Source organism: Kribbella sp. NPDC051620, assembly GCF_044453825.1.
GTDB lineage: Bacteria > Actinomycetota > Actinomycetes > Propionibacteriales > Kribbellaceae > Kribbella.
In genome coordinates, this window is record NZ_JBITDB010000004.1 from 100,011 (window position 1) to 115,484 (window position 15,474).

The 15,474-nt window shown below is 68.0% G+C and carries 13 protein-coding genes; 3 read left to right on the top strand and 10 right to left on the bottom strand.

The genetic code is table 11. The features are described 5' to 3' along the window. Positions 1 to 55: 55 nt before the first annotated feature. From ACIA12_RS19405 to ACIA12_RS19420, 4 genes are all read right to left on the bottom strand, one after another. Positions 56 to 874, bottom strand: coding sequence for an ABC transporter permease (locus ACIA12_RS19405; protein WP_396368396.1), 819 nt, complete (start codon positions 872 to 874; stop codon positions 56 to 58). Further along, entirely contained in the window at positions 871 to 1,857 is a 987-nt protein-coding gene (locus ACIA12_RS19410; protein WP_396368397.1) for an ATP-binding cassette domain-containing protein, read from the bottom strand. The genes ACIA12_RS19405 and ACIA12_RS19410 overlap by 4 nt, the downstream gene beginning before the upstream one ends. Before the next feature lie 104 nt (positions 1,858 to 1,961). Continuing rightward, positions 1,962 to 3,305: a nitrate/nitrite transporter gene (locus ACIA12_RS19415; protein ID WP_396368398.1), complete on the bottom strand. Its 1,344-nt coding sequence runs from the start codon at positions 3,303 to 3,305 to the stop codon at positions 1,962 to 1,964. Next, complete coding sequence (locus ACIA12_RS19420; protein ID WP_396368399.1) at positions 3,302 to 4,048, bottom strand: GntR family transcriptional regulator; 747 nt, start codon at positions 4,046 to 4,048, stop codon at positions 3,302 to 3,304. Before ACIA12_RS19420 ends, ACIA12_RS19415 begins: the two co-directional genes overlap by 4 nt. Positions 4,049 to 4,264: 216 nt before the next feature. Here ACIA12_RS19420 and ACIA12_RS19425 point away from each other — a divergent pair, with 216 nt between their 5' ends. After that, positions 4,265 to 5,716: a S8 family peptidase gene (locus ACIA12_RS19425; protein ID WP_396368400.1), complete on the top strand. Its 1,452-nt coding sequence runs from the start codon at positions 4,265 to 4,267 to the stop codon at positions 5,714 to 5,716. Positions 5,717 to 5,785: 69 nt separating this feature from the next. On the opposite strand, the gene ACIA12_RS19430 is transcribed toward ACIA12_RS19425, so the two are convergent. The 4 genes from ACIA12_RS19430 to ACIA12_RS19445 form a co-directional block, all read right to left on the bottom strand. Continuing rightward, positions 5,786 to 7,240 (bottom strand): dihydrolipoamide acetyltransferase family protein, encoded by a 1,455-nt coding sequence (locus tag ACIA12_RS19430; RefSeq protein WP_396368401.1) that lies wholly within the window; start codon positions 7,238 to 7,240, stop codon positions 5,786 to 5,788. Then, a complete protein-coding gene (locus ACIA12_RS19435) occupies positions 7,240 to 8,217 on the bottom strand; it encodes an alpha-ketoacid dehydrogenase subunit beta (RefSeq protein ID WP_396368402.1) in 978 nt (325 codons plus the stop codon). Before ACIA12_RS19435 ends, ACIA12_RS19430 begins: the two co-directional genes overlap by 1 nt. A 1-nt stretch (position 8,218) precedes the next feature. Further along, positions 8,219 to 9,379, bottom strand: a complete 1,161-nt coding sequence (gene pdhA / locus ACIA12_RS19440) for a pyruvate dehydrogenase (acetyl-transferring) E1 component subunit alpha (protein WP_396368403.1) — start codon at positions 9,377 to 9,379, stop codon at positions 8,219 to 8,221. 366 nt (positions 9,380 to 9,745) lie between these two features. Then, positions 9,746 to 11,140 (bottom strand): phytase, encoded by a 1,395-nt coding sequence (locus tag ACIA12_RS19445; RefSeq protein ID WP_396368404.1) that lies wholly within the window; start codon positions 11,138 to 11,140, stop codon positions 9,746 to 9,748. A 132-nt stretch (positions 11,141 to 11,272) separates the two neighbouring features. On the opposite strand from ACIA12_RS19445, the gene ACIA12_RS19450 reads away from it, so the two are divergent. Together ACIA12_RS19450 and ACIA12_RS19455 are read left to right on the top strand one after the other, a co-directional pair. Next, the gene (locus ACIA12_RS19450; protein ID WP_396368405.1) at positions 11,273 to 12,220 is read left to right on the top strand and encodes an EamA family transporter; all 948 of its coding nucleotides are present in this window, start codon (positions 11,273 to 11,275) and stop codon (positions 12,218 to 12,220) included. A gap of 505 nt (positions 12,221 to 12,725) precedes the next feature. After that, a complete protein-coding gene (locus tag ACIA12_RS19455; protein ID WP_396368406.1) occupies positions 12,726 to 13,316 on the top strand; it encodes a hypothetical protein in 591 nt (196 codons plus the stop codon). 215 nt (positions 13,317 to 13,531) lie between these two features. Here ACIA12_RS19455 and ACIA12_RS19460 read toward each other — a convergent pair whose 3' ends face one another. Beyond that, entirely contained in the window at positions 13,532 to 14,275 is a 744-nt protein-coding gene (locus tag ACIA12_RS19460) for an SDR family NAD(P)-dependent oxidoreductase (protein ID WP_396368407.1), read from the bottom strand. Further along, entirely contained in the window at positions 14,272 to 15,351 is a 1,080-nt protein-coding gene (gene hisC / locus ACIA12_RS19465) for a histidinol-phosphate transaminase (protein ID WP_396368408.1), read from the bottom strand. The genes ACIA12_RS19460 and hisC overlap by 4 nt, the downstream gene beginning before the upstream one ends. Positions 15,352 to 15,474: the final 123 nt, after the last annotated feature.

Sequence of the window (15,474 nt, forward strand, 5' to 3'; positions counted from 1 at the left end):
ATGACTGAACAGCCGGTGGAGACCCTGTGGACTCCACCGGCTGTTGTCTGTTTGCTCAGGTCCGCCGGCGGTAGGCGCGGATTGCCAGGGGTGCGAAGACCGCGACCAGGCCGACCATCCAGGCCAGGGTGATCAGCAGCGGCTTCTGAACATCGCCGCCGAGCATCAGGCCGCGCATCGTGTCGACCAGGTACTTGACCGGATTCACGTTCACGAAGGCCTGCAGGAAGCCCGGCAGCGTACTGGTCTGGACGAACACGTTGCTGCCGAAGGTCAGCGGGAACATCACCAGGAAGGCGATCCCCTGCACACCCTGCGCGGTCTTCAGCTTCAGCCCGAGCCAGACCCAGATCCAGCACAGCGACAGCGCGAACACCAGCACGATCAGGCAGGCCAGCAGCCCGTTGCCGACCCCGTTCTGGAACCGGAACCCAAGCACGAACCCGGTGGTCATCAAGATCACGATCGACAGCGTGTACCGGACCGCGTCGCCCAGCACCGCGCCGATCAACGGCGCCACCCGGGCGATCGGCAGGCTGCGGAACCGGTCGAAGACGCCCTTGGCGAAGTCGTCGTTCAGCGCCACCCCGGTGCCCATCGTCGAGAAGACGACCGTCTGCACGAGCAGACCGGGGAGCAGGAACGGCAGGTAGTCGTGCCAGGTTCCGCCCTGGGCGACCGCGCCACCGAAGACGAACAGGAACAGCACCAGGAAGATGATCGGCTGGAACGTCACGTCCGCCAGGGCTTCGGGGTTCTGCCGGATCCGGACGATGTTGCGCCAGGCAAGCGTCAGGCTCTGCTCCGCCCAGGCGAACGGACGGTTGCGACGGGCCGCGTCGGCCGCCGCCGGTTCGAGTGTGGCGGTGCTCATCGGACCGCTCCTTCCAGGACGTCGGCGGGCGATTCCTCAGCGGCGTGACCGACCAGGGCGAGGAAGACCTCGTCCAGGCTCGGCAGTCGCAGGGACAGTTCGGTGACGGCGATCCCGGCCTCGTCGAGCCGGCGGACCACCACGGGCATCGACGTACCGTCCGAGACGGGCACACTGACGAGGGCGTTCACCACGTCGACGGTCGGCCGGGTACCGACGGATTCGGAGACGATCGCGGCGACCCGCTCGAGATGACCCGGCTCAGCGGGCCGGACGTCGAGCGACTGCTTGCCGGCCTGTGCCTTGAGCTCGGCCGGCCGCCCCTGGGCCACCACCCGGCCCTTGTCGAACACCAGCAGCGAGTCGGCCAGCGCGTCGGCCTCTTCGAGGTACTGCGTCGTCAGCAGCACCGTCGTACCGTCGAGCACCAGGTTGCGGATGGTGTCCCACACCCCGTTGCGGGCGTGCGGGTCGAGGCCGGTCGTCGGCTCGTCCAGATAGAGGATGCTCGGGTTGCCGACCAGGCTCGCGGCCAGGTCGAGGCGACGGCGCATGCCACCGGAGTATGTCTTGGCGATCCGATCCCCTGCGTCGGACAGCTCGAAACGGTCCAGCAACTCGGTCGCGCGGGTCTTGGCCTGATCCCGCGGCATACCGAGCAGCCGGCCGATCATCACCAGGTTCCGGCGGCCGGACATGTCCTCGTCGACCGAGGCGTACTGTCCGGTCAGCCCGATGATCTCGCGGACCCGCGGCGCTTGCCGGACGACGTCGAAGCCGCCGACGGTCGCGTGCCCGGCGTCCGGCCTCAGCAAGGTACCGAGGATCCGGACCGCAGTGGTCTTGCCTGCGCCGTTCGGCCCGAGGACCCCGAGCACGGTGCCGGTCGGCACGGTCAGGTCCACGCCATCCAGCGCGGTGGTACTGCCATATCTCTTGACCAGACCCTCGGCCGAGATGGCGACGTTGGTATCGGTGGACATTTGGTTCCTCCCAGATGAGTGCTACTGGGACAACCGTGCGCCCAAGCGCTGACAGGCGCCTGGCACTTGGCTGGTAGCCCGTGCCAGGCGCTGTCAGGACTGTCTCAGCTCACCTTGGTGAGTTCCGTGGTGTCTGCCTTCAGGGGGACGATCTGGTTGGCGCGCAACGCTTCGTAGACGTCCGGGTTGTACCGGGCCAGGGTGGCGCGGGCGCGGCGGCGGTAGCGGAGGATCTGGATGGTGCCGATGGTCCAGAGGACGTACTGGAAGGCCAGTGCGGTCTTGAAGTCGCCGAGTGTCTGCGGGGCGCCGCCCGAGGAGGCGTCGAGCAGGATGCCGACCATGCCGATACAGATCAGCATGGCGATGAAGCCGCCGGTGTTGACCATGCCGTTGGCCGCGCCGAAGCGGGTCGTCGGATTGAAGGTCCGGGCGTAGTCCAGGCCCAGCATCGACCCAGGTCCGCCGGCTGCCTGGACGACGATCAGCAGGAGCAGTACCGGCATCGGGGCCCGGCCGGGCCAGGCGAGCACGATGGTCCACATCAGCACCGAACCGGCGATCACGGCCAGCACGATCCAGGAACGGTAGAACGGGAACTTCGCGGCGTACCGGCCGACCAGCGGGCCGTAACAGAAGCCGGCCAGCACCGGCAGGATGAGCATCGCCGCGGCCGTGGTCGGCGCGACGCCTTGGCCTTGGACCAGGAACGGGTAGCCCCAGAGCAGTCCGAACGTGCCACCCGAGAAGCTGGTGGTGAAGTGCGTCCAGAGTCCGAGGCGGGTGCCGGGCTCACGCCAGGCACGGCGGAGGTTCCGGCGTACCAGGGAAAGCGGCTGCTTGGTGCGGTGTGGCGATACGTCGTACGGACTGTCCTTCAGCAGGAAGAGGACGGCCAGGCCGGCCACCAGGCTGAGCAGACTCGCGCCGGCGAACGTGGGCGTCCAGCCGAATGCGTGGAACGCAGCGGCCATCGGCACCGTCGACACGATCGCTCCGAGGCCGCCGAGCATGCCGGTCACCTGCGACATCACGGGCTGCTTTAGCGCGGGGAACCAGGACATGACGACGCGGAGCACGCTGATGAAGACCAGTGCGTCACCGACGCCGAGCACAGCGCGCGCTGCGAGTGCGGCCGGGTAGGAATCGACCAGGCTGAACGCGGACTGCGCGGCGAACAGGAGACCCGAGGCCGCGATCAGCAGCCGCTTCGAGCCGTACCGGTCCAGCAGGATGCCGACCGGCACCTGCATTGCGGCGTACACGGTCAGCTGGACGACGGTGAAGCTGGCGAGTGCGGAAGCGGAGATGTGGAAGCGCTCGGCCGCCTGCAGGCCGGCGACGCTCATCGAGCCGCGGTGGAGCACGGTCACCAGGTAGGTGAAGACAGCAGTGGCCCACACCGCCCAGGCTCGCCGACCGCCCAGGGGGAAGAGGAGGTCGGTCACTGCCCGCCTCGCAGATCCGTCGCGGCGACGTGGATGTGGTCGATGACGAGCTCGCGGAAGCGCTTGGCGCTGTTGCCGCCGAGCGCGTCGATCATCTCCTGGTGCGCGGCGATGGACTTGTCCATCCGGGCCGGCTGCATCTCGATCCCCGGCACGCCCATCCGGACCTGCCGGTCGCGCAGGCTGTTGTAGAGCTTGGCCAGGATCTCGTTGCCCGCGGCACCGACGATCGCCTCGTGGAAGACCCGGTCGGCGACCAGGAAGGCCTTCGCGTCACCGGCCTTGCGGTGGGTGCGCATCTCCTGCACCAGCGGGACCAGCTTGTCGACCAGTTGCTTGCGGCGCGGCCAGACCTTCGCTGCGGCATGCGTCTCGATCAGCTCGCGCGCTTCCAGTACGTCGTTGACCTCCTGGGCCAGCACCGGCAGGACGAGCGCGCCCTTCTTCGGGTACAGCTTCACCAGGCCGGATTCCTCCAGCCGGAGCAGCGCCTCTCGGACCGGGGTACGGGAGACTCCGACCGCGGTGGCCAGCTCCCCCTCGGTCAGCAGCTCGTTGCCGGGGTAGACCCGGTCGAGGATCGCTGCCTTCACATATGCGTAGACGCGCTCCGCCGCGGGGATCTTCTCCACCCCCGGCGCCGCGTCCGCGACTATCCGTGCAATCTCGGTCGTCTCATCACCCAGCACCAACCCACTCGCCGGCTCCTCGCCGGGCACCCCGCTACCCACAACACCCCTCACGTCACGTATCTCTGTTGTATCTATCTTACACGCAACAGAATCCATCGCTCGTTTCATTCCCAGGCACCGAGTTATCCACAGGTCGGTCCACAGCATGTGGGCTGTTGTGGACGAAGGGTTTCCCGTGCTTTCCGAGTCGATCGGCCCCTGGCGCCGCGATGCGTTCTAGAGTTCGGCCAGCGTTCCCGTCCGATCGCCCCTGATGAGGAGATTGTCTTGACCCCACGCTCGCGTACCCGTCGGCTGAGCGCCGGCCTGGCCGTTGTGGCCCTGGCGTTCGTCGGCGCCGGCACCGCCGCTGCTCACGCCACCCCTGTCTCGGCCACCGGATCGGGCGCCGTCGCGGCCGAGCCGGGGATCCTGATGAACTACGTGGTGAACACCAAGCCGGTCGCCATCCACGTCGACCGCACCGAAGAGGCGATCAAGGCGGCCGGCGGCACGGTCGTCCAGTCGTACAAGGACCTCGGTGTGGTGATCGCCCAGTCGACCAACCCGAACTTCCGTACCGACGTGAAGCTCGGCAAGAACGGCAAGAGCGTCCAGACCGTCGGCGCGACCCGTACCGCCGCCGTCAAGGAGGGCCCGGTCGGCACGGCCGCCAAGACGGCCGCCGCCAAGGGCCTGCAGGCCGGCGAGTCCATCCCGGCACTCGACCCGCGTGAGGGCGAGCAGTGGGACATGGTCCAGATCAAGGCGGACAAGGCCCACGAGCAGTCCGATGGCAGCCGCAAGGTCCTGGTCGGCATCAACGACTCCGGCGTGGACGACACCCACCCGGACCTGGCGCCGAACTTCGACGCCGCCGACTCGGTGAGCTGCAACAACAACGGCGTACCGGACACCACCCCCGGTGTGTGGCGGCCGACCACCAGCGACCACGGCACCCACGTGGCCGGTACCGTCGCCGCCGCCCGCAACGGCGTCGGCATCGTCGGGGTCGCCCCGGGCGTCCGGATCGCCTCGGTGAAGGTGGTCAACGACGACGGCTTCATCTACCCGGAGTACGCGATCTGCGGCTGGGTCTGGGCCGCCGAGCACAAGATGGACGTCACCAACCACAGCTACTTCATCGACCCGTGGGAGTTCTGGTGCAACGACGACGGTGACCAGGGCGCGGTCCAGGAGGCCGTCCGCCGGGCCGTCACCTTCGCGACCAGCAAGGGTGTGCTCTCGGTCGCGGCCGCCGGCAACTCGAACTACGACCTGGCCAACAAGACCACCGACTCCGGCAGCCCGAACGACACCACCCCGGTGACCCGGACGATCAACAACGACTGCCTGGACATCCCGACCGAGCTCCCGGGCGTCATCACGGTCGCCAGCACCACCCAGACCAAGGCGCGGAGCGGCTTCTCCAACTTCGGCCTGAACAAGATCGACGTGGCCGCGCCGGGCAGCAGCATCCTGTCCACGATCCCCGGTGGCAAGTACGGCCTGAAGAGCGGTACCTCGATGGCGTCCCCGCACGTCACCGGCGTCGCCGCACTGATCAAGTCGAGCCGCCCGTGGCTGAAGCCGGCCGAGATCGAGAAGGCGCTCCGCACCGACGCCGACGACCAGGCCTGCCCGGCCGTCATCGACGCCCGCTGCACCGGCACCGTCGCCAACAACGCCTTCTTCGGCGAAGGCCTCGTAGACGCCCTCGACGGCGTCAAGCGCTGGTAACCACCTAGCGCCCACAAACAGAGAGAGGGGATCCCCCGCCCGGGATCCCCTCTCTCCTTTTGTACTACCTCAGAACATCAGTGCGCGGGCTGGGTCCTCGAGGATGGAGGCGACGTCGGCGAGGAAGGTGGAGCCCTTTTCGCCGTCGATCAGGCGGTGGTCGAAGGACAGGGCCAGGGTGGTGATCCAGCGGGGGACGATCTCGTCGTCGACCACCCAGGGCTGCTTGCGGACCGCGCCGAAGGCGAGGATCGCGGATTCGCCGGGGTTGATGATCGGCGTACCGGCGTCGACGCCGAAGACGCCGACGTTGGTGATCGTGAACGAGCCGCCTGCTTGGTCAGCAGGTTGGGTCTTGCCTTCGCGGGCGACGGCGACCAGGTCGTTCAGGGCGCCGCACAGCTCGGGCAGGGTGAGCGACTCGGCCGACTTGATGTTCGGCACGATCAGCCCGCGCGGGGTGGCCGCGGCGATGCCGAGGTTGACCGCGCTCTTGATCACGATCTCCTGGTTGGCTTCGTCCCAGGTGGCGTTGATGATCGGCGTACGCCGGGCCGCCAGGGTGACCGCCTTGGCGACGATCAGCAACGGCGAGACGCGCAGGTCCTTGAACGCCTTGTCCTTCTTGAGGCGCTCCACCAGCTCCATCGTGGCGCTGACGTCGACGGTGATCCACTCGGTCACATGCGGCGCGGTGAACGCACTGCTCACCATCGCCTGAGCCATCACCTTCACCACACCCTTGATCGGAATCCGGGTGTCCCCCTGCGCACTCACCACAGGAGCAGCAACCACCTGAGTCGGCGCCGCCGACGTGTGGTTCTCCACATCGGCCCGGGTAATAACCCCACCCGGCCCGGTCGCCGTAACAGCAGCCAGATCAATCCCAAGATCTTTGGCCAGCTTCCGCACCGGCGGCTTGGCCAGCACGTGCACGCTCGCCTCGTTGCCTCCGGCAACCTCGGCGGAAGCTGAGGTGGAGGTGGGTGCGACCGGCTCATTTACTACGGAGGCAACCTGAGCCGGAGCCACCGGGGTCGGCGAGGCCAGGCCTCCGGCCGGCCCGCCTGCAGCGACCTCCGCGGGCGCTCCGCCCTTGCGGGGGCGGCGTTTGGCTTCGGTGGTTTTGGGGCCGTAGCCGACCAGGACCGCGGTGCGGCCGCCGGGGGCGGTGCCGCCGATCTTGCCTGGTTCGATGGTCTCGTCGTCCGGGAGGGACGGGACGAGGTCTTCCTTGGGGGTGCCGGAGCTGACCGGTGGGGTCAGGTCGCCGGGGGTGGGGTCGGCGGTTTCGACCGAGATGATCGGGGTGCCTACGTCGACCGTCTCGCCCTCGGGGACGAGGAGTTCGGCGACCACGCCGGCGAAGGGAACAGGGAGCTCGACCAGGGACTTGGCGGTCTCGATCTCGACGACGGTGTCGTTGAGTTTGACCGTGTCGCCGACCTTGACCTTCCAGCTGACGATCTCGGCCTCGACCAGGCCTTCTCCCACATCCGGGAGGCGGAACTGCTGGATGCCCATCAGTACCCCATCACCCGGTCGACGGCGTCGAGTACCCGGTCCAGGTCGGGCAGGTACTCCTCCTCCATCCGCGACGGCGGATAGGGAGTGTCGAAACCGGTCACCCGCAGTACCGGCGCCTCGAGGTGGTAGAAGCACTCCTCGCTCACCCGCGCGGCGAGCTCCGAGCCCGGGCCGAGCGACAGCGGCGCCTCGTGCACGACGACCGCGCGCCGGGTCTTCTTGACCGACGCGAAGATCGTCGCCAGGTCCAGCGGCGCGATCGAGCGCAGGTCGACGACCTCCAGGTTGCGCCCGTCCTCGAGCGCCGCCTCGGCCGCCTGCAGACAGGTCTTCACCATCGGGCCGTAACAGAACAGCGTCGCGTCGGCGCCCTCGCGGACCACCTTCGCCTTGAACAGCGGGTACGCCGCCCCGGCGCTCTCGTCCAGCTCCGCCTTCTCGTGGTACCGGCGCTTCGGCTCGAAGAACACCACCGGGTCGTCGGTCGCGATCGCCTGCTGAATCATCCAGTACGCGTCGACCGGGTCGCCGGCCGCGACCACCTTGAGACCAGGCACGTGCGCGAACAGCGTCTCCGGCGACTCCGAGTGGTGCTCGACCGCGCCGATGCCGCCGCCGAACGGGATCCGGATCACGATCGGCATCTTCAGCTTGCCCATCGACCGGTAGTGCATCTTGGCGACCTGGTTGATGATCTGGTCGTACGCCGGGAAGACGAACCCGTCGAACTGGATCTCGCAGACCGGCCGGTACCCGCGCAGCGCCAGGCCGACCGCGGTCCCGATGATGCCGGACTCGGCCAGCGGGGTGTCGATCACCCGGTCCTCGCCGAAGTCCTTCTGCAGACCCTCGGTGACCCGGAAGACCCCGCCGAGCTTGCCGATGTCCTCACCCATGATCAGGACCTTCGGGTCCTTCTCCATGGCGGCCCGCAGGCCCTGGTTGATGCCCTTGCCCAGGCTGATCTTGGTCATCTCAGCGCTCCCCTTCGAAGGAGGCGGCATACGCGTCGTACTGCGCCCGCTGCTCGATCAGTTGCGGGGTCTGCTCGACGTACGCGTGCTCGAAGAAGTCGGTCATCTTCGGGTCGGGCATCGCCAGGCAGCCCGCGCGCAGCGTCGCGGCGACCTGGTCGGCCTCGGCCTCGATCTGCTCGAAGAACTCGTGCTCGACGCCGATCGAGCGGGCCAGGTAGGCCTTCACGCGCTCGATCGGGTCCTTCAGCTTCCAGTACTCCAGGTCCTCCGACAGCCGGTACTTCGTCGGGTCGTCGGAGGTGGTGTGGGCGCCCATCCGGTACGTGTACGCCTCGACCAGCGTCGGCCCGCTGCCCTCCCGAGCGCGCTTGAGCGCCTGCTGGGTGACCGCGTACGTCGCCAGTACGTCGTTGCCGTCGACCCGGACGCCGGGGAAACCGAAGCCGGCCGCGCGCTGGTACAGCGGGATCCGGGTCTGCCGGTCGATCGGCTCCGAGATGGCCCACTGGTTGTTCTGGCAGAAGAACACCACCGGCGCGTTGAAGACCGAGGCGTAGATGAAGGCCTCGTTCACGTCGCCCTGGCTGGAGGCGCCGTCGCCGAAGTACGCGATCGTGGCCTCGCCGTTCTCGTCGCCGACCGCGTGGTCGCGCTGCTGGCCCATCGCGTACCCGGTCGCGTGCAGCGTCTGGGCGCCGATCACGATCGTGTACAGGTGGAAGTTGTTGTCGCGCGGGTCCCAGGCGCCCTGGTCGACGCCGCGGAACAGGCCGAGCAGGTTCAGCGGGTTGACGCCCTTGCACCAGGCGACGCCGTGCTCGCGGTAGGTCGGGAAGACCATGTCGTTGGTGTTCAGCGCGCGGCCGGAGCCGATCTGGGCGGCTTCCTGGCCGAGCAGCGAGGCCCACAGGCCCAGCTCGCCCTGCCGTTGCAGCGCGGTCGCCTCGGTGTCGATCCGGCGAACCATGACCATGTCGCGGTAGAAACCCTTGATCGCCTCGTCGTCGAGGTCGAACGAGTAGTCCGGGTGCTCGACGCGCTCACCTTCGGGCGTCAGCAGCTGGACGAACTCGACCTCCTCGGAGGCCTGGGAGGGACTGACCGGCGCCTCGACGGGCGCGAACACTTCCGGGGCAAGGCCCGGCACCGACTCACTCACATGCACTCCTCGGGTTCGAGCGCGGGATCGCCGCGACCGCAACTTTGCACGGGCCCCGGCCCAGCCAGCCGGGTGAGGCTTCGCAGGCGGGACCGCGTGGATCCAGGTTGATGCAGGGTGGTACCTACCGCTCGGCAGTGAACCTCCTCACTGGTATCACTGCCCATCTTGCCGGACACCGTACCCAGCAGGTTGCTGTTGCGCTAACTGTCTGGACGCCGACTTGTACGGTGGTACCGAAAGCCGTCTCGCGATGAGACACCAGTCCAGCCACTGGTCATATCTCTGACCGTCGTCAGGCTTAAATCGCTCCGTCGTGATCGCATCGAGAGGTTTCGTGCGATCTGTGTCACAAACCGGTCTCGATCAGGGCAACTGCTCCAGGCGTACCAGTTTGAAGTTGGTCCCCTCCCGGTCGCCGTCACCAGGGGTGTTCTCGCCGTCATGGACGGCGAGCAGGCCGTGCGGGAAGAGCGGCCCGAGCGGCTCGGTCGTGACCGCGGCACCGTCACTGTGCTGTACGCCGTCCGCTGCCGGACCATCAACGACCTTGAAACCGTTGCGGTACTCGATGCCCTTGGCGGTGATCCGGTAACTGGCGAAGGTGGAGTCGCCCTGGCTAGACGCGTAGAGGGTCTTGGCGGCGCCGCGGTAGGCGATCGTCAGTCCTTCAGCGTCGGCGCTGAGGTGCTCGCCGGCGTCTTCCGAGAGCGGGCCGGTCGGGGCGCACTCCTCGGTCTCTTCGTCGTATGCCGCCGGCTGACCGAATTCGCGGGTCTTCTCCAGCAGCGTGGGACGGCCGGCGACCGGTACTCGCCAGATGCCGACGTCCTCCTGGGCGGCGTACAGGGTGCCCGTCGTCTGGTCGAAGACCATGCCCTCGACCTGCGGGCGGTCGCCCGGGTCCTCACATGGTGACCAGGTCGATCCGTTGGACAGACGGAAGGTCGATGGCAGGTCGAACTGCTTCACGGCCTGGTAGCTGATCTTGCCGCTGTGGTCAGCGACCAGCCGGAACAGCCCGATCCGCGTCTCACTCCGACGACTGACAGCGACGAATGCCCGGCCCCCGAGGTTCACCGCGGCAACCCCGTACGCCGTCCGCTGCTCCTCAACCTCCGCATCGTCCTTACTGAACACAAGAGGAGCCGTCGGACTCGTGACATCAGTCAGCACCTTCTCCTTGGCATCCGCCCCCCGCTGGTCGACGGAGTACACCCGAAGCCTGTCCAGCCCCCGATCACTCACCACCGCCAGATCCCGCCGCTTCCCCCCGACCACCACCCCAGCAACAACGTCAACGTTGTTGAACCGCCCACCCACCGGCGTCGCCACGTGCTGCAACTCCCGCCCCGCCAGATCCACCACAGTCAACCCACCGTGCTTCAACGTCCCAACCACAACACTCTTCGCCGGCCGCGAGCCACTGACCCAGATCGCCGGATCATCCGCATTCGCATCCCCACCAGCCTCGTCATCCCAGTTAGGCGCCGTCTCCGCCGCGGCTTGCGCCTCCACCAGCAGACCACCCACCGGAGCGACGAAGCGCGAGGACCCAGCGCGCGCCGAAGGCGCGGCTCCCGCTGGATCCGGACGAGGCGAGGACGCCGCCCACGCGGCTTGCGGCGAAGCCGCGGCTGATGCGCCACCCACCACCAGGCGTGGCACCTCCCCCACCTCGCCTTTTCGGGCCGATGCCGGAGGCGAGGCGAGTGCTGTTGTGGCTGTGACCGCCAGGAGGACGGCTAGTGGGATGCGCATGCGGTCAGCGTCACCGCGGTGGATGACCGGCGCCCGACCAGCAGATGAAAACTGGCTTGTGGGGTGGAGCGACGCCGGACTACTGTCAGCATCGTTCTTGTATTTGACCCATGACATCGGAGGGGAACCGCGATGACCGCCGCCGCGCCAGCGCCCGCAGTACTACCGGAGGCCACCGTCAAGCCGGCCTCCGCGGCGATGATCTGGTCGGCCCTCGCGGTGGTCTACGTCGTCTGGGGCTCGACCTACCTCGGCATCAGGATCGTCGTCGAGGCGAAGATCCCGCCGATGCTCGGCATGGGCACCCGCTTCCTCGTCGCCGCCCTCCTGCTGGCCGCGTTCCTGGCGCTCAAATCAGGCGTCACCCGTCTGCGAGTCACCCGCCGCGAACTCCTCGGCTCAGCCGTTGTCGGACTGCTACTACTCGCCCTCGGCAACGGCGCCGTCGCGATCGCGGAGAAGACCGTCCCGTCCGGCCTGTCCGCCCTCCTGGTCGCCGCGGTACCGCTCTGGCTGATGCTGCTCCGCGTCGGCGGCGGCGAACGCCCGCGCGCACTCACCTGGCTCGGCGTCCTGATCGGATTCACCGGCGCGGCCCTGCTCGCCCTGTCCGGCGGCGACACCAGCGCGAAACCACTCTCGGTCGCGATCCTGGTCGCCGGCACGATCAGCTGGGCAGTCGGCTCGCGCTTCTCCCCGCGACTCGGGCTCCCCAAGGATCCGCTGCTCGCCACCCTGTACGAGATGGTCATCGGCGGTACGGCGATGCTGCTGATCGGCGTACTGGCCGGTGAGCCCGGCCGGCTGCACCTCGACGCGATCGAACCGAAGGGCTGGATCGCCCTCGCGTACCTGGTCGTCTTCGGCTCGCTGCTGGCGTACTCCGCCTACTCCTACCTGCTCGCCAACGCCCCGATCTCACTGATCGGCACCTACGCCTACGTGAACCCGGCGGTCGCGGTGCTGCTCGGCTGGCTGATCCTCAGCGAGCCGGTCACCGCCGAGATCCTGCTCGGTGGCGCGATCGTCGTGGTCGGCGTCGCCCTGGTGGTCAGCGCCGAACGCCGCCGCACCACTTAGTACGCCTGAAAAAGGAAGAACCCGGGCTCCCATGGGGTGCCCGGGTCTCCCACCGCTGCCGATGCGCGCGGCAGCGGGTCCGTGTTGCCGAGCCGGCGCCGTGCCCCGAAAAAACACGGCGCGAAACTCCGGCAATGATGCGTGACTATCCGTTTCGTCATGGTAATGCCATTTCGCCGGCCACCGAGCCCGCCGAAAATACCCCATGAATGACGGGCAATCGTTCGCCCGCGATCAGACAACGACGAAACCGCCGATCGGTTACGGCCGGGCGAAAACGAATCGCACTCACCTCCGGCTACCCGCCGGTTGCCCCGCCTGGGTGACAAGTTGCCTGGTCAGAGACAGTTTCCTGCTGCGGCAACAAACTCATCACTCGGCCGCTATGGCTACCCGGGGATTCCCGCCTGAACCAAAAAAGTGGCGACGAAATTTGTAACCCTCTCCATCACCCGTCGTTACCCACTAAGACGAATCCGTCATACCCGAAAGGAAACCTCGCATAATGCAGGTAACACGCAAGATCGCCGCTGCAGCGGCAGTGGCGACCGTTGCCACGCTGGGCCTGGCCACTGTCGTCAGCGCGAACATGATCGACGACAGCACCAAGGCCACCGGCGGTGTCACCGACGCCTCGGCGCTGAAGGGCTACGCCAAGGGCGGCAAGAACTGGTACTTCGTCCGCGACAACGGCGGTCTCGTCGGCGTCAACGACAACAACGTCGGCCCGTTCCAGGCCTGCCACAACGACGTCCCGATCAACGCCGTCGGCGGCTCCGCTGCCGTTGACGACATCGTCGGCATCGTCGGCATCGACAACGACGGCAACCACGCCACCGCCGTGAAGACCTGCGAGCAGGGCTCGGAGCAGAACAACCACGGTGGCAAGTGGTACCGCGTCGGCGACGACGGCCTCGTCTCGGTCAGCCGCAACAACGTCGGCCCGTTCCAGGCCTGCCACAACAACGTCCCGATCAACGCCGTCGGCGGGGCCGCTGCTGTGAACACGATCTCCGGCATCCTCGGCATCGGCAACGACGCCAACACGACGGACATCCTGAAGACCTGCGAGCAGGACTCCGAGCAGAACAACTGACCTCTCCCTGGTCAGTAGTGATGATGGACACCGGACGGATCGCCTCGGTGGGGTGATCAACCGGTAGCAACACCTCGAAGCGGCATCGGGAAGCAAGCCTCACTCCTTCCCGGTGCCGCTTCTCAGGCTCCAGAAGTACGACATCGCCCGGCCCCCGTCCCAGCGGGGGCCGGGCGATTGCGTTGTCACGGCACTCAGGTCGGGCGAGGCTGGATTCAGGCGGGGAGATCCCGAAGGTCGAGCACCGACCCGGTCGGGTACTGCGCCTCGATCACGCCCCACAACCCGGCCGCGGCCTGCTCCGGCGTACTCAGCCCGCCTGAACTCTTGAGCTCTCGGAACCGCTCGACAGCGGGAAACGCCTGCTCGTCGACAGCCCTGATCTCGCCCTGCATCGCCGTGTCCACCACTCCCGGCGCCACCGCGATCACCCGGCAGCTCTTGAGCGCGCCCGCGCTCTCCCGCTCGATCGACGCTTCCTCGAGCCCGACCGTCCGCACCCAGTGCTCAACAGCCGCCTTGCCCGCGTTGTAGGCGGACCAGCCCGGATACGCCTTGGTCGCGGCACCCGACGACAACATGACCAACTGCCGCTCGCAGTCGAGCCCCGCGGTCGCCCGCAGAAACGCGCGCCCGAGCACCTGCGGCGCCGCGGAGTTCAGCAGCACCGCCCGCGCATAAGCAGCCGCATCCACGCTCGCCGCCGATCCGATCGGTACGACCGTGCCGGCGTTGTGCACGAAGATCACCCGCTCGCCGTCGAATCCATCCAGCTCCGCGGCGAAGTGCTCCTCGACCCGCACCCAGTCGGCGGGGTCCGCGAGGTCCGCCGCGAAGTGCTCGACCACTCCACCCCTCCGGGACAGGTCGATCACTCGCGCATCGGCGTACGGCGTACTGACCGCCAGGGCGGCCCCGATCCCGGCGGATGCGCCCGAGATCCAGATCAGGTTCCTCACCGGCGCCAGGCGCACGCGATAGTCAGGAAGAGGTCGTTGGCTTCGCGCTCGCCGATGGTCACCCGGGCACCGTCACCGGGGAACGGCCGGACCGAGACACCCTCGGCCTGGACGGCTTCGGCGAAGGCCAGCGTCTCGTCGCCGAGCGGCATCCAGACGAAGTTCGCGTGCGTCTCGGGCACGTTCCAGCCGGCCGCGCGGAGTTCGCCGACGACCCGGGTCCGCTCGGCCACGAGCGCCTCGACCCGGTCCAGCAGCTCCTTCTCCGCGCGCAGCGAGGCGATCGCGGCCGCCTGGGCGACCTCGCTGACCCCGAACGGCAGCGCGCACTTGCGGATCGCCGCGATCACCGGCGGATGGCCGATCGCGTAGCCGATCCGGAAGCCGGCCAGCCCGTAGGCCTTCGAGAAGGTCCGCAGGACGACCACGTTCGGCCGGTCGCGGTACATCTCGGTGCAGTCGGGCGTCTCGGTGTCGCGGACGAACTCGCGGTAGGCCTCGTCGAGTACGACGAGCACGTTGCGCGGTACGCCGTCGAGGAACTCGACCAGCTCGTCGCGGTGGACGACCGGGCCGGTCGGGTTGTTCGGCGTACAGATCATGACGACCTTGGTGCGATCGGTGATGGCCGCTGCCATAGCCTTGAGGTCGTGCCGGGCGTCGTCGGTCAGCGGGACCTGGACGGAGGTCGCGCCGGTCAGCTGCACCGCGATCGGGTACGCCTCGAACGACCGCCACGCGTAGACGACCTCGTCGCCCTCGCCGCAAGCGGCCTGGAGCAGGTGGTAGAGCACCGCGACCGACCCCGTCCCGATGGCCAGGTGCGTGACCGGTACGTCGAACCGCTCGGACAGCGCCTCCAGCAACGGCAGCGCGCCCATGTCCGGGTACCGGTTCATGTTCGCGGCGGCCTCGGTGGCGGCGGCGAGCACGCCCGGCAGCGGCGGATACGGGTTCTCGTTGCTGGACAGCTTGAACGACGGGCGCCCGTCGGTGCGCTCCGGCGGCCGGCCCGGCTTGTACGCCGCGACGTCGTCCAGGACGGAACGGAAGCGGACCTCGTTGTCAGCGGTCATGGCGGCAGGCTAGCTCCAACCCCGCCCGCTTAGAACCCCGTGACATCGGACTGGACAAATTGCTCAACAGACGACGGGAACCAGTGGTCGACAGGCATCAAAATGGCCGGGCCTCCCATCCAT

Excerpts from the sequence above, each read along its gene's own strand:
- ACIA12_RS19410 (WP_396368397.1), bottom strand. The coding sequence starts at position 1,857 with ATGTCCACCGATACCAACGTCGCCATCTCGGCCGAGGGTCTGGTCAAG.
- ACIA12_RS19405 (WP_396368396.1), bottom strand. The coding sequence starts at position 874 with ATGAGCACCGCCACACTCGAACCGGCGGCGGCCGACGCGGCCCGTCGC.
- ACIA12_RS19450 (WP_396368405.1), top strand. The coding sequence starts at position 11,273 with ATGACCGCCGCCGCGCCAGCGCCCGCAGTACTACCGGAGGCCACCGTC.
- ACIA12_RS19430 (WP_396368401.1), bottom strand. The coding sequence starts at position 7,240 with ATGGGCATCCAGCAGTTCCGCCTCCCGGATGTGGGAGAAGGCCTGGTC.
- ACIA12_RS19455 (WP_396368406.1), top strand. The coding sequence starts at position 12,726 with ATGCAGGTAACACGCAAGATCGCCGCTGCAGCGGCAGTGGCGACCGTT.
- ACIA12_RS19445 (WP_396368404.1), bottom strand. The coding sequence starts at position 11,140 with ATGCGCATCCCACTAGCCGTCCTCCTGGCGGTCACAGCCACAACAGCA.
- ACIA12_RS19435 (WP_396368402.1), bottom strand. The coding sequence starts at position 8,217 with ATGACCAAGATCAGCCTGGGCAAGGGCATCAACCAGGGCCTGCGGGCC.
- hisC (WP_396368408.1), bottom strand. The coding sequence starts at position 15,351 with ATGACCGCTGACAACGAGGTCCGCTTCCGTTCCGTCCTGGACGACGTC.